14 protein-coding genes are annotated in these 21,285 nt (G+C 33.4%); all 14 read left to right on the top strand.

Features of this window, described 5'->3' with window-relative positions; genetic code table 11:
• Positions 1-37: 37 nt before the first annotated feature.
• The 14 genes from ACODH8_RS08105 to ACODH8_RS08040 all read left to right on the top strand — a co-directional run bounded on the left by ACODH8_RS08105 (position 38) and on the right by ACODH8_RS08040 (position 21,126).
• On the top strand, positions 38-2,860 hold the full coding sequence (locus ACODH8_RS08105; protein WP_332466320.1) for a SpaA isopeptide-forming pilin-related protein: 2,823 nt from the start codon (positions 38-40) through the stop codon (positions 2,858-2,860).
• A 3-nt stretch (positions 2,861-2,863) separates the two neighbouring features.
• Entirely contained in the window at positions 2,864-4,369 is a 1,506-nt protein-coding gene (locus ACODH8_RS08100; protein WP_332466319.1) for a SpaH/EbpB family LPXTG-anchored major pilin, read from the top strand.
• A complete protein-coding gene (locus ACODH8_RS08095) occupies positions 4,356-6,266 on the top strand; it encodes a SpaH/EbpB family LPXTG-anchored major pilin (RefSeq protein WP_332466318.1) in 1,911 nt (636 codons plus the stop codon). Before ACODH8_RS08100 ends, ACODH8_RS08095 begins: the two co-directional genes overlap by 14 nt.
• 150 nt (positions 6,267-6,416) lie before the next feature.
• Positions 6,417-9,293 carry a SpaA isopeptide-forming pilin-related protein gene (locus ACODH8_RS08090; RefSeq protein WP_420517661.1) on the top strand — a complete coding sequence of 959 codons (2,877 nt, stop codon included), beginning with the start codon at positions 6,417-6,419 and terminating at the stop codon, positions 9,291-9,293.
• A gap of 104 nt (positions 9,294-9,397) precedes the next feature.
• On the top strand, positions 9,398-10,264 hold the full coding sequence (locus ACODH8_RS08085) for an NAD(P)-dependent oxidoreductase (protein ID WP_332466315.1): 867 nt from the start codon (positions 9,398-9,400) through the stop codon (positions 10,262-10,264).
• Positions 10,265-10,363: 99 nt separating this feature from the next.
• A complete protein-coding gene (locus ACODH8_RS08080) occupies positions 10,364-10,597 on the top strand; it encodes a YkuJ family protein (protein WP_332466314.1) in 234 nt (77 codons plus the stop codon).
• 82 nt (positions 10,598-10,679) lie between these two features.
• Positions 10,680-11,600: a tetratricopeptide repeat protein gene (locus ACODH8_RS08075; protein ID WP_332466313.1), complete on the top strand. Its 921-nt coding sequence runs from the start codon at positions 10,680-10,682 to the stop codon at positions 11,598-11,600.
• Positions 11,601-11,705: 105 nt separating this feature from the next.
• Positions 11,706-12,989: a trigger factor gene (tig, locus tag ACODH8_RS08070; RefSeq protein WP_332466312.1), complete on the top strand. Its 1,284-nt coding sequence runs from the start codon at positions 11,706-11,708 to the stop codon at positions 12,987-12,989.
• Positions 12,990-13,159: 170 nt separating this feature from the next.
• Positions 13,160-14,407, top strand: coding sequence for an ATP-dependent Clp protease ATP-binding subunit ClpX (clpX, locus tag ACODH8_RS08065; RefSeq protein ID WP_332466311.1), 1,248 nt, complete (start codon positions 13,160-13,162; stop codon positions 14,405-14,407).
• 253 nt (positions 14,408-14,660) lie between these two features.
• Positions 14,661-15,563, top strand: a complete 903-nt coding sequence (locus ACODH8_RS08060; RefSeq protein ID WP_332466310.1) for a phosphate ABC transporter substrate-binding protein PstS family protein — start codon at positions 14,661-14,663, stop codon at positions 15,561-15,563.
• Between the two features lie 81 nt (positions 15,564-15,644).
• On the top strand, positions 15,645-16,352 hold the full coding sequence (locus tag ACODH8_RS08055) for a response regulator transcription factor (RefSeq protein ID WP_332466309.1): 708 nt from the start codon (positions 15,645-15,647) through the stop codon (positions 16,350-16,352).
• Positions 16,349-18,094, top strand: coding sequence for a sensor histidine kinase (locus tag ACODH8_RS08050; protein WP_332466308.1), 1,746 nt, complete (start codon positions 16,349-16,351; stop codon positions 18,092-18,094). Before ACODH8_RS08055 ends, ACODH8_RS08050 begins: the two co-directional genes overlap by 4 nt.
• Positions 18,095-18,220: 126 nt before the next feature.
• Positions 18,221-18,646 (top strand): CopY/TcrY family copper transport repressor, encoded by a 426-nt coding sequence (locus tag ACODH8_RS08045; RefSeq protein WP_332466307.1) that lies wholly within the window; start codon positions 18,221-18,223, stop codon positions 18,644-18,646.
• Between the two features lie 20 nt (positions 18,647-18,666).
• Positions 18,667-21,126: a heavy metal translocating P-type ATPase gene (locus ACODH8_RS08040; RefSeq protein ID WP_332466306.1), complete on the top strand. Its 2,460-nt coding sequence runs from the start codon at positions 18,667-18,669 to the stop codon at positions 21,124-21,126.
• Positions 21,127-21,285 lie beyond the last annotated feature (159 nt).

The raw sequence follows: 21,285 nt of genomic DNA, 5'->3' as shown, positions 1-21,285 counted from the left end.
ATAATTATTTGATTTATGAGAGGAGTGAAGTAAGTTTATGCAAAAAGAAAATGTGGTGAAAGGTTTTAAGTATTTGATAGGAATCATTTTTACGGCAATGTTAATAATCTTACCATCAGAAATAATTGTGCATGCTGAAAAAGAGGAGTTGGACATAGATAGTTTTAGCGGATTAGTTATTAGCGAAGATGCAAGAAATGATGTAGATGATATTAAAATTATGATAACTGATAAGGAAGGTCGTGATAGAAGAGCGGATGTTCCTATTACAAGATTACGTTGGAATGGAAGATCAACACAATATCAAGGAAATGATGACATTCGAACCAGTTTTTTTCATCACTATTTAAAGGGAGAGGGAACTGGCAAAATATTAATGGAATTTCCTGAAACAAATGATCTGGATGGATTATTAGATTATGTGGTCAAAATTGAATATCCAGTTGTAGGATATATAGAAAACGATGATTTAGAAAGACATGAGATTGGAGCTAATGTCACAATTGATTCAATCGATAAAAGTACTCTTATAGGATCCAAATTAGGGAGTTGGGATAGTATTCCAATAATTGATATTTCTACGACTTTGTTTTCTGGAATGGTATACAATAACATCTCGGCAGCAGATTGGCATTTTGAGTTTTTTTACACTGATACAGGAGAACTTGTTAATTTCGATGAGGCATATGAATCTGTGATGACGTTTAATTCTTTAAACGGTCATACTTACAATAATAGGCTAGCTCCAGAGTTTGTTAGGGAAGAAACAGGGAAAGATGCTTTTCTCAGTAGAGATACGATGATTAAACGTGGAAATGCAACCGAGTATTATAATAACATTCGACAAAGAACATACTCCGATGTCTACTATGGAAGTCATAATGATTTTGATGACTGGTTAGGTTCAAATAACTTTCATATCTCCAGTGCTCAATATGATTTATCAGGAACAGATAATACTTTTAAAGTTGGAACAGCTAAAAATTGGAATGTTGCTTGGTTTGCTTTTTCCAGTGCGAAAATAGATGCTCCTTATAAACATAAAATTCCTATTAAAACAGTTCAACCTATTCAACAATATACAAGTACCGATGTACCAGCCAATCCGACTGGTGAAGAATCAGGATTTAATCAACGTTATTATAATGATTTAGATATTTACCAAATCGATAATGGTCAATCTGAAGTGCCAGATATCTACCGGGTGGAAGGCCACGATCCAGATAGAGCTAATGAATTAACATCAGGTGTACCAAATCGTGAAGAAAGACATATCGAAAAAGGTCAAGAATTTTATTATTTTATTAATCAAAAAACAATTCATATTGGAGCCGATGGGGTTATTTCACCAACTGGTTACAGAATTGAAGATAAATTACCAGAGGGAGTAGTACTAACGGATCATCCTTTTACCTTATACAATTTAGATGGAAGTCATATTGACTTAGAAAATTTAGATAGAGATGACTATAGTGGCAAAGAGTCATTTTCACTGAGATTATCTGATAATCAAACAAGAAAAATTAATGAGTTAGCTAAAAGAACAGAGTATTACGGTGAAGATTTTAGTCTAAGAGTTAGAGTAAAAGCAACAGAAGATATTAAATCAAATCAACTTGTCATAAATCAGGCCTCAACTAGTTTTACTTATTTTGATAGTGATGATCCAGATGATACAGTTTCTCAGAAATCTAACCATGTAGCAGTGAAAACAAAAATTAATACGACAAAAATAGAGTTTGATAAAGTCAATCAAGATGAGAAGGCGCTGCCTAATGCAGTTTTTAAGATTTATGAATATGATGAAAACAAATCAGAAAATAAGGGGAAACTACTTGATACTAAAACATCAGACTCTAAAGGAAAAGTGACTTTCAATTATGATTTTCCACCTGGAAAGTATGTGCTAGAAGAATTTCATGCTCCAGGACAATACATGCTTCATGAAGATGTTGTTATTGAAGTTGATGACAATCTACAAGTGATTTGGCCTGATGGTTTAGATGGAAAAATTGTTAATGAAAAAAGATATAATTTGTGGCTTTTCAAAGTAGATGAGCATCGTAATCCGTTAAAAGGAGCGAAGTTTGAATTATCTGGTGGAGATTTAGATGAGCCGAGAATAGAAACATCAGATAAAGATGGTGAAATTATTTTTCGTGCAGGTCCCATGTTTAAAGGACAAACTTATGAGCTACGTGAGTTAGAAGCTCCAGCAGGCTATGATAAAGTTGATACTGTTTACAAAATAGAAATGTCAGATGACGGTTTATCAGCTAACTTAATTGATGGAGAGGGAAATAAATCCCCGCTAAAAGTAGAATTAATAGAAGATGTGAGTAAACATAACAAAGTATCAGGTGGAATTGAGATAGGGATTGTCAATCCACGAACTAAATCAACATTGGAAGTTATCAAAGAAGATAAAGATTCTAAGAAAGCTATTAAGGATGTTTCTTTTAAAGTCTTTAAAGAGGGAGAAAATCCAGATAAGGCAATTGAATACACAACTGATGAACAAGGTAAGTTTACAGTGCCTAATTTAGATACTAAAGAAACTTACTTTATTAGAGAAACAAAAGCACCAAATGACTACATTCTTTTAGATCAAGACATTGTTTTAAGTTTTGATACCAAACAGAATAAATGGTTAGTAACTGAGAAGGACACTGGAAAAGAACTAGATGAAGTTAAGTGGGATAGTCAGAATAATCTCTTATCAGTAACTGTTTTTAATGAACAGAAAAAAATGTTACCTCAAACAGGTGGTTCTGGAGTTATTATTCCACTAGTAATAAGTAGTTTAACAGGTTTAGGTTCACTTAGTTACTTTATTAGATTTAAAAGGAGTGAGGTGTAGTAGATGAAAAAATATGTATTAGTTATTACGTTTTTGTGTGCTTTTCTCTTAAGCATTAAGATGGATACCTTACAGGTTAGCGCAGAAAATAGTGATAATGAAGTTAATTTAGTGATTCATAAATTACTATTAGGGGATAGTCATACATCAAGTGAGCTGATTATTGAAAATGACGGGAGTATCCATCCAGATGGACTTGAATTATTACAAAATCAAGTTGGATTAAATGAGGTTGAATTTTCAATTTATGATGTGACTGATGATTTTTATGAATTAAGAGCTTCTGGTAAGACTGTTGAAGAAAGCCAAAGTCTTCTGAGTCAATTGAAAGAGGATAGAGAGTTAGTAGTAAAAGGGATTACTAAAACGATTGACTCAGAAGATGGGATTTTGTCAGTAACAGTACCTAAAAAGCAGCAAGGAAAAGATGCCGTTTATTTAATTAAAGAAACCAATAGACCAAGTAATGTAAAAGAGAACTCACTTCCAGTGGTTGTTGTTTTACCGATGTCTGGAGATGAAGAGCAAGAATTAGAAAGTATTCATTTATACATAAAAAATGACCGAGAAACTCCTGACGTGCCAACTCTTGAGAAAAGTATTGAAAAAAAAGAGGAAAGTTATTCTTATGGTGAGGTAATCACTTATAACATTCAAACAACAATCCCACAAGACATCTTGCAATACGAAAGTTACGAACTAGAAGATGAAGCAGATCCAGCGTTGTGGTTAGTTGATAAAGGTAGCAAAGAAGAAACGATTAAAGTTTCACTTAAGGGTGCAACACAAACAGATTATTATGACATTACTGAATTAAGAGATCATGGTTTTACTATCCAATTTGATCCACAAAAACTAGGTGATTTTGTGGGAGAAACGATTAGTATTACGTATGAAATGGAATTAAGAGGAAATCAAGCAAATTCTAATCAAGGTGAATTTGTTAATATAGTAGAGCTAACAGCAGACAATCGATTTAAGTTAAAAGACAAAGAGAAAATCGAAACAGGTGGTTATCACTTTGTAAAAGTCGATATGAATCAAAGTAGTAAAAAATTAGCTGATGCTAAGTTTGTTGTTATGAACAAAGAGAAATACTATTTAAAAGAAAATAAAGAGAAACAAAAAATATGGGTAAAAGATAAAACACAGGCAACTGAATTTATTTCAAATGAACAAGGAGAGCTAGTAGTTAGTGGTTTAAGATATGGTGATTACTCACTGATTGAGACGCAAGCACCAACAGGATATATCCTAAATCAACAACCAGTTTCTTTTGAAGTAACTAAAGATAGTTTACAAGAAACGTCGAACTATCCCTTAAAAATTGTAAACAAAATAACTGAAAAACCAGAGCAACCAACTCCACCTAATAAACCGTCAACAGGAGGTAACTTACCTAAAACAAATGAGATTAAAGATAGTTACTTGTTTTTAGTAGGAAGTCTGATGTTGATTGCGATTGTCATTATTAAAATTAAAGGAGAAAGAAAACATGAAGAAAACTAAAACATTATCATTACTATTTATGAGTATCACCACATTGGTATTAGGAATTTGCAGTATTTTAATACCAGGAAATCAGGTTCAAGCAGCAGAGGGAAAAGCAGAAATTGTTTTACATAAGAAGCAAATGTTGGTATCACCATCAGACAAAATTCAAAATACAGGGAATGTTATGAAAGAGTTTGAGGACAATTATCAAGCTCTTGAAAACATTGAGTTTAAAATTTATGACGCAACGGCAGAATTTTATGATTTAAGAGCGAATGGTAATAAAGGAAAAGGCATGACATCAGAAGAAGCTATTAGAAGAATTCAAAGTTTTGAACTTAGTGATCTTGATGGTCGTGAGGCTCTAAAAACTGGTAAAACAGATTTTGAAGGAAAATTAACTTTTCCCGTAGAAAAAGAAATTAATGGAAAAGATGCTGTTTATTTGATTATTGAATCAGAAACTCCAGGAGTTGTAGAAGGAGCTAACTTAGTAGTTGCTTTTCCAGTCTATCAAATGGATAGCAAAGGAAATTATACAGATACAGAGTTAGATACGGTTCACTTATATCCTAAAAATGTCATTTCTAATAGCGGAGTATTAAAAATAACAAAAAGAGCATCTTATGATCATAATGAAACCTTAGATGGCGCTAAATTTATTGTTTCTAAAGATGTGACAGATAAAGAAGAAGGAAAAGAAGTAACACGTACTTTCTATATTTCTGGGGCTAAAGACGGAATCTATGAGTGGTCTACAGATGAAACAAAAGCTTTTAAATTTGTGACCGGTAACAGTTATCAACCAGGAGATAAGACGATTGAAGTGGGAGAAGCAGGAACAGGTGAAATTGTCATTAATGAAATAGCTTATGGCACTTATACTGTTACAGAGGTTGAAGCACCAAGCAATGCAAGTATGATTAATGATGAGATAGATCATAAAGTGACGATTACTGAAGAAGCTGCGACTGTTAACGTTGATGTTATCAATGATAAAGTAAAAGTTGATAAGTCATCTGACAAAGATAATCAATCTGTTGAAATTGGTCAAAAAATTAAATACAACATTGAATCAACAATTCCTCAAGGGATTCAAGATACATTTGATGATGGAACTCGTCGCTATACTAGCTATAAATTAATTGATAAACATAGTGAAGAATTAACATTTGTTAATGAGTCAAAAGTAGCAAACAAAGAATTTGGTTATGAATTAAAAGATGGAAGCAAAGTAATCCCAACAAAAAACTATACGATTACAGAAGATGCAGATAAAAAAGGTTTTACATTAGAGATTAACGCTGATTACTTAACAGAGTTAACACCAAATAATCATTTAACTTTTGATTATTTTATGTTTTTAAATGAAAAAGCTGTACCAGGTAAAGACTACACAAACACAGCAAATGTTGAAACTGGTGACTTAACTGATGAAACAGATCCTGTTACTATTAAAACAGGTGGAGCAATGTTCCAAAAAGTTGACCAAGATAACAAAAAAACAGCATTAGCAAATGCTAAATTTGTTGTTCAAAATGAAGAGAAAGATAAATATGCAGTAGTTAATGAAACAACTAAAGAAGTCACTTGGACAATTGATAAAAATCAAGGAACTATCTTCACATCAGGTAAAAATGGTGAATTTGAAGTAATTGGTCTTGAGTTTGGAACATACTACTTAGTGGAAACTGAAGCACCAGATGGTTATGTCTTATTAAAAAATCCAATTGAATTTAAAGTAGATGAAAATTCATATGACAATAAACAAACTGTAGAGATTGTCAATAAACACAAAGGTTCATTACCAATGACAGGTGGTATTGGTTCGATTGTCTTTGTAGTAGCTGGTGTATCAGCATTCGGATTTGCAGCATTCTACTTCAAAAAACGTCTTTCTGAATCAAAATAAGATAAAAAATTAGAGGACGGAAACCCACTTCTAACGATTACTTAAGCCTCAATGTAGTGAGTAAGGACTGAGAGAAGAAAAGATCTAGAAAACAATTGTTTCCTAGATCTTTTTTTAGAGTTAGATTTTTTGAAAGGAGTGAAACGATTAGTGTTAACGTATTTTAAAAAAATAAAAGTTAATCATAAATTCTCTAAATTATTTGGCGTATTATTAATGATAATGATACTAGGCATATTTGGTGAAAATAGAGCCCGTGCAGATGAAAGTAAACTAGAAATAGATAGTTTTAGTGGGTTAATTATTAGTGAAGATGTTGTCAACGACCCAAATGATTTAAAAGTTGAGATTACAGGTGACTACGCTAAAGAAGCAAGTATTAATATTGTTACAAGAGAACACAACGATCAGTATAAAAAAGAACACCCGAATATTGGTGAAGGTAGTTATGAATATGATAGAAATCAAATTTTCCCAAGCTATGTTAAAACATCAGGGAAGATAAATATTGAATTTCCTTATATGGCATCAAGAGAAAAACTTTTAAATACTCAAATTAGGGTGATGTATCCACAAATAGGTTATATGGAAAATGATGACTTAGAAAGAAGGCAAATTGGAGCTTATCTAACGATTTCAGAAATTGAGAAGGGACCTGTTAATTTAGAAGGATATGGACATGAAATATCTTCTATTGATTTAGCTTCCAATTTATTTTCAGGTATCTCTTATATTGGGGTTCATTCAACCAGATTGAAGTTTGAGTATTTTTATTCTAATCCGGATGATTCCAAATATATGGAATTAGTTAATTTTAAATCTTATGAGGATGGATACGGGGAATCTGCTATGTCATTTAATTCATTGAATGGTCATTCTGATAACGGGTCGAGTAAAGGTGACAATCCCGAATTTGCAAAAGAAATACATGATCGAGATGGTATTTTAGCGAGGGAAACGTTAGTTAAAAGAGGTGACAGAGAAAGATCATGGAAAGAGGACCCAAAGGCGTCTTTGAAGTATGAAAATATTTACTATGGAACTCATAATACGTTTACTGATTATCTAGGAGGGAATACTTTTCATAAAGCTTCAGTCCAATTTCCTTTAATGGGAACTAGTAATGAATTTTTAGCTGGGACTCTTTATCATAAGCAACAAGTTTGGTTCTCGATCTCAAGCGCTAAAATTGATGCTCCTTATCGTCACCGAATCCCAATAAAGACAGTTCAACCTTTGAATCAGTATCAAGAAGGAGATAAGGCTAATCATCCAACTGGGAATCAATCTGGGTTTTCACAACGTTATTATAATGACTTAGATGTTTATCAAACATCAGATGGGAACTCTGAGGTACCCGGTTATTACCGGGTTGAGGGACATGACTTAGATAAACCTGATGAACTAGCCCCTGGTGTCCCTAAACGTGAAGAAAGATTTATTGAAAAAGAGCAAGAATTTTATTACTTTATTAATCAAAAAACAGTAAACATTGGTTCAGACGGGATTATCTTACCCACTGATTATCAAGTAGAAGATGAGTTACCTGATGGAATTGTTTTAACTGATAAGCCGTTTACCTTATATAATTTAAATGGGTCAACGTTATCTTTAGGTGAGTTAGATCGCAATGATTACGAAAATCAACAATCATTTTCACTGGATTTAACTGCTTATCAAGTAGAGCAGATAAATTATCTTGCAGCACAACATGAATATTACGGAGAAGATTTTAGTTTAAGAGTGAAGGTAAAAGCCACAGAGGATGTTCCTATGGATAAATTGTCTATCAATCAAGCTTCAACGACTTTTAGTTATTTTGGAGGTCAAGATCAGCCGTCGAAAGAATCAGTTACTCAATTTTCTAATCATGTTGCGACTAAATTAAGAAGTACTAAAATAGAATTTGATAAAGTTAATCAAGATGATAAAGCATTACCAAACACTGTCTTTAAAATTTATGAATATGATGATGGTCAAAAAGATAATAAGGGGAAATTATTAGATACAAAAACATCTGATTCAAAAGGTAAAGTGAGATTTAATTATAATTTTACTCCAGGACAATATGTACTGGAAGAAAGTAAGGCGACGGGGCAATACATTCCTCATGAAGATGTAGTCCTTATAGTTGACGAGGACTTACAAGTTATTTGGCCAGATGGATTAGATGGGAAAATTGTTAATGAAAAAAGATATAATCTTTGGCTTAACAAAATAGATGAAAACAAGAAACCTCTAAAAGGGGCGACATTTGAGTTATCAGGAGGGGATTTAGAGGAACCTAGAGTAGCAACCTCTAATGCAGATGGAGAAGTTATTTTTCTTGCTGGACCTATGTTTAAAGGTCAAACATATGAGTTACGTGAAACGAAAGCTCCTGAAGGGTATGACAAGATTGATACTGTCTATAAAGTTGAAATGTCTGAAGATGGTCGATCTGCTTTTCTAATAGATGGTAATGTAGAGAAACATGAGTTAAAAGTAGAATTTATAGAAGAAGCAAGTAAACATAATAAAGTGTCAGGTGATGTTGAGTTGGGAATAGTAAATGCTCGTTCAAAAACAGAGCTAGAAGTTATTAAACAAGATCAAGACACAAAGAAACCGATTAAAGATGTCTCTTTTAAAGTCTTTAAAGAGGGCGAAGAAATTTCTAACGCCACAGAATATACCACTGATAAAGATGGAAAGTTCACTGTTTCAGAGCTAAATGTCAAAGAAACTTACTATATCAGAGAAACCAAAGCTCCTAATGACTACATTTTACTAGATCAAGATATAAAGCTGAGTTTTGACGAGAATCAGGATAAATGGCTAGTAACAGAAAAAGAATCAGGTAAAGAACTAAAAGACGTTTCTTGGAATAAGGATAAGAATCAGTTGTCAATTATTATCTATAACGAACAGAAAAAAATGTTACCCCAGACAGGTGGTATAGGTCGGCTAGTACCATTATTGTTAGGCGGAATATCATTTGTTGGTGGTATGTATTACTTCTATAGAAGAACAGTTAAATTAATTTAATTAGAAAGAGTTCATTACCATTTGAAAATGACCAATAAAGCAATGCTTTCATCTTTCTTTATACTTGTTTATAATAGACTTATTAAGTTAAAGAGGTGAACCAAATGAAAAAAATAGGCTTTATTGGAACAGGCGTTATGGGTGCTTCAATTGTCAAGCATTTACTGAAAGCAAATTATGAGGTAATGGTTTACAATAGAACGCAATCAAAAACAGATGAATTAATTGAATTAGGTGCTACGTGGGGAGAAACGCCAGAAAAAGTGGCAGCTTCTAGTGAGTTAATATTTAGTATGGTTGGTTTTCCAGAAGACGTGGAAGAAATATATTATGGTTCAGAAGGTATCTTCCAAACCGACATTGCAGGGAAAATTTTAGTTGATATGACGACCAGTACACCGTCGTTAGCACAAAAAATAGCAAGAGATGCGAAGTTTCGTCATGGTTTTGCCTTGGATGCTCCAGTGTCAGGTGGGGATTTAGGTGCTAAAAATGGAACGCTCACAACTATGGTTGGTGGCGAGGAAGAAATCTATGAAGAAATTAAAGCTGTTTTAGAAGTTTTTAGCGGGAAAGTTAATTTACAAGGAGCAGCTGGTAGTGGTCAACACACTAAAATGGCTAACCAAATTATGATTGCTGGAACTATGACTGGGATGACAGAATTATTAGTTTATGCAAAAGCAGCTAAGCTTGATGTTGAAAAAGTAATTGATACTGTAGGTGGGGGAAGTGCAGCTAACTGGTCCCTAACGAATTATTCGCCAAGAATTTTAAGACAAGATTATACACCTGGCTTTTTTGTTAAGCATTTTGTTAAAGATTTAAATATTGCTTTAGCTGAAGCTGAAAAAATGGACATCGATCTTCCAGCTACAAAAGAAGCAAGAAATCTATACAATCAGTTGATAGATAAGGGTTTTGAAAATGATGGCACCCAAGCTTTAATTAAACTTTGGTGGGAAGATTAATTATTTTCAATAATAATAAAAAAAGTTATCTATTTTAAATGCATGTTAAGCGTGTTTCTGTTACAATAAAGCAGAAGAAATTTTAAGGAGGCTAGCTCTATGAAAAATTCTAAGCTAACGGCAATCATTAAAAGATTGAGCGCTATGGTAGAAGCAAACGATACAGAGGTGCAAGTTCGTCGTTTTGAACAAGAAGGACAAGAGCGATGCATCGTAACATTTGACAGTAGCACTGACATGTTTGAGTTAACTGAAACAGGTTCTCAACAAGTGTATCAATTCGATGACATTGATTTAGTAGCATTGGAAATCTTTGAATTATTACAAGATTAATTAGGATAAGAAGATAAAAAAGAGGGTGTGACACTATTGTCCGCCTCTTTTTTTGTTAGGTTATAGAAAAGGAAGTGATGACTTGTTAGAGATGCCAGATATGTTTGAGCGCTACATGAAACTTGGTGAGGCAGCTTTTGAAAATGAAGAGTACGAAGAAGCTAGAGATTGTTTTGAAGAAGCTTATTCATTAAAGAACGATCCCTTAGCAAATCTTTCTTTAGTCAGAAGTTTAACTAAGCTAAAAGAATTTAAAAGTGCTTATGCCATCATTCTTGAAAATAAAAGAATATATATAGAAGAAAAGTCAAATCAATCTGTTTATTTTGAAGTGTTACTTCAATTAACTTATTTTTTAGAAATCGAAAAATTATTAGCTCAAAAATCTTTAGTGAATCAACAAGATTTTGAGAAGGCTTATAGGATTGCTAAAGATTATCATTTGATGGTGTACAAAGAAAAATTCAAAAAACTTGAAATAGAGGTTACATCACTTGTTGATTATCCATCTTTTCAACAAGGTAAATATCTAAAAAAATTAATTTTTTTACCGAAAGAGATCGTAATATCACTAGCTAAAGAATTACTAGTGAATCCAGATGTATCTTTATTTTCTAAAAATGAGCTTGTACAACATCTGGTTCAACTTCGCTTGACAGAACCAGTGGAGGTATTGACGTATGATAATAAAGTTGTTTCCTTTGTAGGGAGTGAGACTTTAACATTAAATGAGGCTTATCAAAATAATCAGGTATTAAAAGAAGTAAGTGACTATTTTGAACAACATAATCCAAGTCTTAAAAAAGAAGTCTTGAGCACAATAAAAATTCATATTGGCTGCTTGTATCCGTTTCAAGATGAAGTAATGAAACCAGTTCAATCTTGGGTAGAAGAATACTTAGAAAAGTACGGGCAAGGAAGTCATTCAATAACAGATTCAAAGGTTCAGAATATTCAAGAGAGACTGGATGAGGAAGTATTGAAATTAATGTCTTTTGATTAGATAAGGTAATGGAAAAATGTTTACAATCACTAACCTTTAGTGTAAGATTGTAGGGTATGTTAGTAAGTAAAAAATTACAAATAGATAATGTGGAGGTACATATTAATGTCTGCAAAATGGGAAAAAACTGGAACTAACGAAGGTACTTTAACTTTCGAAATCGCTCAAGAAAAAATCCAAGAAGGTTTAACTGCTGCATTTAACAAAGTAAAAAAAGATATCAGTGCACCAGGATTCCGTAAAGGAAAAATTACTCGTCAAATGTTTAACAAAATGTACGGAGAAGAAGCTCTTTTTGAAGATGCTTTAAATCACGTATTACCTGAAACTTATAGTGCTGCACTTGATGAAGCTGGAATTGAGCCAGTTACTCAACCAAACATCGATGTTAAAAGCATGGAAAAAGGTCAAGCATGGGTTATCACTGCTGAAGTAACTGTAAAACCTGAAGTAAAATTAGGTGAGTACAAAAACTTAACAGTACCAGCTCAAGACCGTGAAGTAACTGATGCTGATGTAGAAGCTAACTTAGAGCAAAAACAAGCTAGCCAAGCTGAATTAGTAATCAAAGAAGAAGCTGCTGTAAACGGCGACACTGTTGTTATCGACTTCGAAGGTTTCAAAGGCGAAGAAGCTTTTGAAGGTGGAAAAGGTGAAAACTACTCATTAGAATTAGGTTCAGGTTCATTCATTCCTGGATTTGAAGATCAATTAGTAGGAACAAAAGCTGGAGATGCTTTAGACGTTAAAGTAACTTTCCCAGAAGAATACCAAGCTGAAGACTTAGCTGGACAAGAAGCTGTTTTCAAAGTAACAGTTCACGAAGTTAAATCTAAAGAATTACCAGCATTAGACGATGAATTCGCTAAAGATGTAGACGATGAAGTTGAAACTTTAGAAGAATTAAAAGCTAAAATCAAAGAAGAATTAACAGCTGCTAAAGAAGAAGCTGCTAAAAATGCAATCGAAGAAGCAGCTATTGCTCAAGCAGTAGAAAATGCTGAAATCGTTGAATTACCACACGTAATGGTTCATGACGAAGTTCACCGTGGAATGAATGAATTCTTAGGTAACATGCAACGTCAAGGAATCTCACCAGAATTATACTACCAAATGACTGGTACAACTGAGCAAGACTTACACGTTCAATTTGAAGGTGAAGCTGAAGCTAGAACAAAAACTAACTTAGTAATTGAAGCTATCGTTGAAGCTGAAAACTACGAAGTAACAGATGCTGATATTGATGCTGAAATCAAAGATTTAGCTGCTCAATACAACATGGAAGAAAGTGCTGTACGTGGCGCTTTAAACAATGACATGTTAGCTCATGACATTAAAATGAAACGTGCGGTTGATGCAATTGTTTCATCTGCTAAAGAAGAAGCTTAATTTTAAGATCTTTAAAAAGGAGGCTGACTCATCAGAGTTGGTCTCCTTTTATTTGTAAGGAACTATTAAGGAAACACCTTTTTAATGCATCCATTTAAGTGTTGTGTTAGAATATACGGGATGAATAGCAAATAAGTTTGTGACTTATTTGTTTAACAGGAGGGATGTCTATGTACGACAATACAGATGAGAATAACGATGTGCGTTGTTCCTTTTGTGGTAAATCACAAGACGAAGTAAAAAAATTAGTAGCAGGCCCTGGTGTCTATATTTGTAATGAATGTATTGATTTATGTAAAGAAATTATAGATGAAGAAATTCAAGATGAAATAGCATCAGATTTAATCAATGTATTAAAACCTAAAGAAATTTTAGAAATCTTAAATGAATATGTGATTGGTCAAGAACGAGCTAAACGCGTCTTAGCAGTAGCTGTTTATAACCATTACAAACGTGTGCAACAAATGGCTCTTGAAGAAGAAGACGATATTCAAGATGAAGTTGAACTTCAAAAGAGTAACATCTGTTTAATCGGACCTACTGGATCTGGTAAAACATTTTTAGCTCAAACTCTAGCTAAAACCTTAAATGTGCCATTTGCTATTGCTGATGCAACGAGTTTAACAGAGGCTGGTTATGTTGGGGAAGATGTTGAAAATATCTTACTGAAATTACTTCAAGCAGCTGACTATAATGTAGAAAAAGCCCAACGTGGTATTATCTACATTGATGAAATTGATAAAATTGCTCGTAAGAGTGAAAATGTTTCAATTACTCGTGACGTTTCTGGTGAAGGGGTACAGCAAGCACTTCTTAAAATATTAGAAGGAACAGTAGCTAGTGTGCCACCTCAAGGAGGACGTAAACACCCACAACAAGAGTTGATTCAGATTGATACAACTGAAATTTTATTTATTGTTGGTGGTGCGTTTGCAGGAATTGAAAACATTGTAAAAGAGCGTTTGGGTGAAAAAATTATTGGTTTTGGAACAACAAATAAAAACCGTGACGAAGAAGCAAGTATCATGTCACAAATTATTCCAGAAGACTTATTAAAATTTGGTTTAATCCCAGAGTTTATTGGTCGATTACCAGTCATTGCTTCTCTTGAAAAATTAACAGAAGCAGACTTAGTTCGTATCTTAACAGAACCTAAAAATGCATTAACTAAACAATACAAAAAACTTCTATCTTTAGATGAAGTAGCTTTAGAGTTTACACCTGGAGCGCTTAATTCGATTGCTAACCAAGCAATTGAAAGAGATACAGGAGCTCGTGGGTTACGTTCAATTATTGAGCATGTCATGATGAATGTGATGTATGAGATTCCAACTAGAGAAGATGTTAAAAAAGTTGTCATCACTAAAGAAGCAGTTACAGGTGAAGGCGAACCAGAATTACAAACAAAAGCAGTTTAATACAAGTTAAAAACAACCTTCAAGTTAGTTTTGAAGGTTGTTTTTTTGTCTATTCAATATATCTTTCTAGTTTACAATTTTGAGATACTTAACATATTCATGAGATAATTTTTACTTAAAAAATAGAAAAATAAGCTAAAAAGTTAAAACAAAAGTTATTTTTACGAAACTTTTACAAATAACAGGGTTTAGATTTTACATTCAGTTGTTACACTCTGTGTGTAATCAAAAACCAAAGGAGCTTATTACAACCATGAAAAAAATTATGTTATCTTTAACAACAGTAGGGATTTTATTTACATTAGCAGCATGTGGCGGAAGTGGATCAACAAAAGATTCAGCTGCTGGAAGTGCTTCAAAAGAATCAGGATCAAAAACAGAACAAGTTGCTATTACATCAGTAGGTTCAACAGCCATTCAACCATTAGCTGAAAAAGTAGCTGAAATTTATATGACAGACAATCCAAACTACTCAATCACTGTACAAGGTGGGGGAAGTGGAACTGGTTTAACACAAGTATCAACAGGAGCTGTGGATATTGGTAACTCAGATGTTTATGCTGAAGAAAAAGAAGGAATTGATTCTTCAAACTTAGAAGATCATTTAATCGCTGTAGTAGGTATTGCGCCAGTTGTTAATAAAGAAGCTGGTGTAACTGACATCACAAAAGATCAATTAAAAGATATTTTCACAGGGGAAATCACTAACTGGAAAGAAGTTGGCGGTAAAGACCAAAAGATTGAATTAGTTAACCGTGCTGAAGGAAGTGGAACTCGTGCAACCTTTGAAAAATGGGCTTTAGAAGGTGAAAAACCAGCTAAAGGGCAAGAGCAAGATTCTTCAGGAACAGTTAAAAAAATCGTTGCTGAAACACCAGGAGCAATCAGCTACTTAGCATTTTCTTACATTGATGATTCTCTACAAGGTTTAAGTATTGATGGCGTTGAACCAAAAGATGAGAATGTTGCAGACAACTCTTGGACAATTTGGGCATATGAGCATATGTATACTCAAAAAGATGCTAAAAAAGAAGTGTTAGCATTTGTTGACTACATGAAGAGTGATGATGTACAAGAGAATGTTATTAAGGAATTAGGTTACATTAGTATGGCAGACATGAAAGTTGAACGTGATATGGAAGGTAATATTAAGTAAAAGTTATCCATTTAAAAGCGTGTCCATTCTGTGGTATAGTGTATTAAATGATTAAACATTTAAGAAAGGGCGTGCTTTTTAATGAAAAAAATCCTAGTGGTAGATGATGAACCATCTATTACAACTCTGTTAAAATATAACCTTGAAAAAGAAAATTTTGAGGTAGATGTTTGCCATGACGGAGAGGACGCAATTAATGCAGCCTTAACCAATCGATATGATTTTATTATATTAGATTTGATGTTACCAAAAGTAAATGGCTTTGATGTTACTAAAAAATTGCGTAAAGAAAAAATAGCAACTCCGATTCTGATGCTAACAGCAAAAGATGAAACAGTTGATAAAATTATCGGCCTTGAAATTGGGGCAGATGATTATTTAACGAAACCTTTTAGTCCAAGAGAACTAATCGCACGTATTCGTGCAGTAGAAAGACGTTTAGATTTATCTGGTGACAAAATTCCCGAATCAAGTCAAAAAGAGTTCATCGCTGTGGGAGACTTGGTTGCTTACCCGAAAGACTATCGTGTGACTAAAAAGGATGAAGAGTTAAACTTTACGAAAAAAGAATTTGAATTGCTAATTTATTTAATGGAACGTCAAAATCGAATTATTAGTCGAGACGAGCTTATGACATCAATTTGGCAAGACGATATGTATCATTTATCTAGAACAGTTGATATTCATATTAGTCATCTGAGAGAAAAAATTGAAGATGACCCTAAAAAACCAAAATACATTAAAACAGTTCGTGGCTTTGGCTACAAATTTCAGGAGTTAGAAGGATGAGTAAATTACACCGACAACTAACACCTAAAATGATTGTAATCTTAGTAATTACCCTATTAGTAGGTGGTGGCTTGTACACTACCTACTTTTTTAAGCAAGAAGTACTTAATCAACAAAAAGAAAAGCTGAGCAGTGAGATTGATGTATTGGTGCCTTATATTTTTGAAGGTGACTCTTTGAGCTTTGATCAGGACAAGTTAGATCAAAGTTTAGTTAATACAGGACGCTTAACCGTATTAGACGAAAAAGGGGTGATTCAATACGATTCATCTCATAAAAAAGAAGCTCAAGGCACTAGAGAAAATCGTTCAGAAGTTCAAGGGATTATTGAAGGAAATGTTAAAGAAGGTTTTGCTGTTCGAGATAGCCAAACCTTAGATGAAAAACTCATTTATGTGGCTAAAGGTATTTATGTGGATAATCAATTAGTAGGTATAGTGAGATTGTCAGAAGCGTATCAAGGTGTCTCGAAGCATTTACGACAATTTCAGTGGTATGTCTTATTGGCCTTATGTTTTATTAGTGTTATCATCTTATCCATGTATTTTTATATCTTAAAACAAAGCCAAAAACCTATTCAATTTATCCTTCCTATTTTACGAAATGCCATCAAAAACCCAGAGAAGAATCAAGGTGTTCTTGACGCACCAAGTGAATGGCAGGAGTTGTATCAAACTATGTATGAATTAATGGACGAAACGAAGCTACTTTATTATAAGCAGTTACAAAATGAAGAAAAATTAGCTTTTTTATTTGAAAATCTAGATATTGGTATTTTTATACTAAATGAAGAGTTAGACTTAGTTTTAGCTAATGGAGTCACAGAAAAATTATTTGATGGGGCTAAAATTGGCGTGAACTATAAGAGCTGGTTTAATCACTCTAAGATGAACCAATTAATAGAAGAAGCCGTAACGAACAAACAACAAGTCCAAGGGGATATTCATTTAAATCAACCGAAAAATCATGATTTAAATGTGATTATCCGTATTCTAGAATCAAGTTCAACTGAATACGTGGGGATTATTTATGATGTGACTGAGATGAAACAAATTGAAAAAGTTCATGAGGACTTTATTAGTAATATATCTCATGAATTAAAAACGCCAACCACTTCCATTATTGGATTTGCTGAAACTTTATTAGCTGGAGCTAAAGATGATGCAGATGCTTCAGAAGAGTTTATTCAAATTATTGAAAGTGAAGGAAAAAGATTACTTGGCTTGATTCAAAATATTATGATGCTTCTAAAAACTGAAAAAGACATTTATATGTTAGATACTGTTGTGAGTCATCCAGAAACAGTTGTTGAGGAAGAGCTAGAACGTTATCTTTATAAAATATCTAAAAAAGATATTCAAGTGACTTTCGACTGCTCCATTTCTCAAGAAACTGAACTCCCTGGAAATGCCTTTCAATTAATTGTCAAAAATCTATTAGAAAACGCCATTGAATATACAGGACAAGGTGACGCTATCTTTATTTATCTGAAAGAACAAAACCAAGAATTAATTTTAACAGTTGAAGATACTGGAATTGGGATTGCTGATGAAGATAAGGAACGGATTTTTGAAAGATTTTACAGGGTGAGTCAATCAAGACAACGTAATACAGGTGGTTCTGGATTAGGTTTATCAATTGTCCAACATTATACTGAAATTTTAGGTGGGACGATTAAACTAATAAGTGATTTAGGTGAAGGAACAACAGTGATTGTTAGGATTCCTTTAAAGTCCAAATAAGTAAAGAGAAGACAGCTTGCATTTAACAAGTTGTTTTCTTTTTCTTTATCAGTTGACAAATGTAGTTTATAAAGTTATGATAGGTTTATAATTTACAACCGTAATTGATTAGAGGAGGAATATATAATGAAACAAATAGAAATGATCACAGATGCTGAATGGGAAATAATGAGAGTGGTTTGGACTAAAGAAGAAACAACTAGTACAGAGATTATTCAAGTGTTAGAAAATAAAACAGAATGGAAGCCATCTACCGTTAAAACGCTTCTTTCAAGATTAGTAGCTAAAGATTATTTATTTACACGTAAAGAAGGAAAACAATTTATTTATCAAGCTTCTGTTCAAGAAAATGAAGCTATCAAAGAAGCCAGTAGTGAGCTATTGGATAAAATTTGCGATAAAAAAGTTGGAACAGTATTAATAGATATTATTAAAGAAAAAGAACTGTCTTTATGGGATATTAAAATTTTGGAAAGCTTATTAAAAGAGAAAAAAACAAAAGCACCTCTAGAAGTAGCGTGTAATTGTATACCGGGGCAGTGTGATTGTTAGGATAGATAGGAGGAGATTAAATGTCAGACAATAAAAACTTTACAATAGAAGGAATGACTTGTGCCTCATGTGCTCAAACCGTTGAAAAAGTAGTGAGTAAGCTTCCAGAAGTTGAAGAAGCAACTGTAAACTTAGCAACTGAAAAATTAACAGTACAAACGAAACAAGGAGAGCTTAATGAAGCTGATATTATTTCAGCAGTTGAAAAAGCTGGCTATAAGGTTGCTATGCCAATGGAACATATTCAATATAGCATTGAGGGAATGACTTGTGCGTCATGTGTTCAGACTGTAGAAAAAGTTGTTAATAAATTAGATGGTGTATCAAAAGCTGTTGTTAACTTGGGAACTGAAAAAATGACAGTTGATTTTGATAGTCATCAAGTTTCTTCAACGGATATTATGACTGCTGTAGAGGATGCAGGATATAAAGCACTGGAAAGTTTATCCCAAGAAAATCAAGCAGATTTAGATAAAGAAAAAAAAGAAAAACACATCAAAAAAATGTGGGCTAGATTTTGGCAATCAGCGGTATTTACAGTGCCACTCCTTTATATTGCAATGGGAGAAATGGTTGGATTACCAATTCCAGAATTGATTCATCCTATGGTTCATCCAGAACGATTTGCGATTTTACAGCTTATTTTAACGATACCAGTTTTGATTATTGGACGTCCTTTCTTTACAGTTGGATTTAAGGCGCTGTTTAAAGGACATCCTAATATGGATTCTCTTGTTGCCTTAGGTACCAGTGATGCGGCCTTGTATAGTTTTTACGGCACAATTATGGTCCTTTTAGGAGATCATCATTTTGCTATGAATCTTTACTATGAGTCAGCAGCAGTTATTTTAACTTTAATTACATTAGGAAAATATTTTGAAGCTGTTTCTAAAGGGAAAACCTCAGAAGCGATTAAAAAGTTAATGGGATTAGCTCCAAAAACAGCTATCATTATTAAAGATGGTGTGGAACAAGAAATTTCTGTAGATGATGTTCAACTAGGAGATATCATTGTTGTTAAGCCAGGAGAAAAAATTCCAGTAGATGGTCTGATTGTGTCAGGAACAAGTGCAGTTGATGAGTCGATGTTAACAGGTGAGAGTATTCCTGTTGAGAAAAAAGCAGGAGATACAGTTATTGGAGCAAGTATTAATAAAAATGGTTCGTTCCAATTTGAAGCCACTAAAGTTGGTAAGGATACAACTTTATCACAAATTATTAAATTGGTAGAAGATGCTCAAGGATCAAAAGCACCCATTGCTCAATTAGCAGATAAAGTTTCAGGTGTCTTTGTACCGATAGTTATTGTGTTAGCTATATTCTCAGGTTTAGCATGGTTCTTTTTAGGACAAGAATCTTGGATTTTCGCTTTAACAATTACGATTTCAGTCCTTGTTATTGCCTGTCCTTGTGCTCTTGGTTTAGCAACGCCAACAGCGATTATGGTTGGAACAGGTAAGGGTGCTGAAAATGGGGTACTAATTAAGAGTGGTGACGCTCTTGAAACAACTCATAAAATTGAAACGATTGTATTTGATAAAACAGGAACAATTACTGAAGGAAAACCAGTTGTAACGGATATTGTGGTAACAGGAGTGTTATCAGCTGATGAACTTTTATTATTATCAGCTTCTGCAGAAAAAGGATCTGAACACCCATTAGGTGAAGCAATAGTTCTTGCCGCAGAAGAAAAAGGATTTAGTTTTAAAGAAATTGAAGCCTTTGAAGCGATTCCTGGTCACGGTATTGAAGTTGTGATAGATGGCAGTAAATACGTGTTAGGAAATAAAAAGTTAATGGTTGAAAAACAAATTGCTTTATCAGCGTTTGAAGAAAAATCAAATCAATTAGCACAAGAAGGCAAAACACCGATGTATGTTGCTAGTGACTCAGAGTTACTCGGAATTATTGCAGTAGCAGATACCATTAAAGAAAGTAGTTTAAGAGCTATTCAAAAGCTTCATAAAATGGGGCTTGAAGTCGTTATGTTAACAGGTGACAATAAAAGAACAGCTGAAGCGATTGCTAAGCAAGTTGGTATTGATCGCGTGTTAAGTGAAGTCTTACCAGAAGATAAAGCTAATGAAGTGAAGAAACTTCAAAAAGAAGGCAAAAAGACAGCGATGGTAGGAGACGGTATTAATGATGCACCTGCTTTAGCTCAAGCAGACATTGGAATTGCGATTGGATCAGGGACAGACGTTGCCATGGAGTCAGCTGATATTGTGTTAATGAGAAGTGATTTAATGGATGTACCAACAGCGATTGAGTTAAGTCATGCTACTATTAAAAATATTAAAGAAAATCTTTTCTGGGCATTCTTATACAATACGTTAGGAATCCCAGTAGCAATGGGTGTCTTGTATCTCTTTGGAGGACCATTACTTAACCCGATGATAGCTGGAGCGGCTATGAGCTTTAGTTCTGTATCAGTTCTTCTAAATGCTTTAAGACTTAAAAGATTTAAACCGAGTAAATAAGAGTTAACATTATATTTGAAAATAGAGGTTTCCATTTTGGAGAACCTCTATTTTTGTATCCAAAGAACTTTTGATTTTTCTTTATTAATAATTTCTTCAGAATCTTTTTCAATTATTTAAGGATTTAGTTGTTAGAATAAGAAAAGATGATGAGGGAGT

Source organism: Vagococcus fluvialis, assembly GCF_048815235.1.
Lineage (GTDB): Bacteria > Bacillota > Bacilli > Lactobacillales > Vagococcaceae > Vagococcus.
The sequence above is the reverse complement of the archived record's forward strand: the minus strand, read 5'-3'. Positions and strand labels throughout refer to the sequence as shown.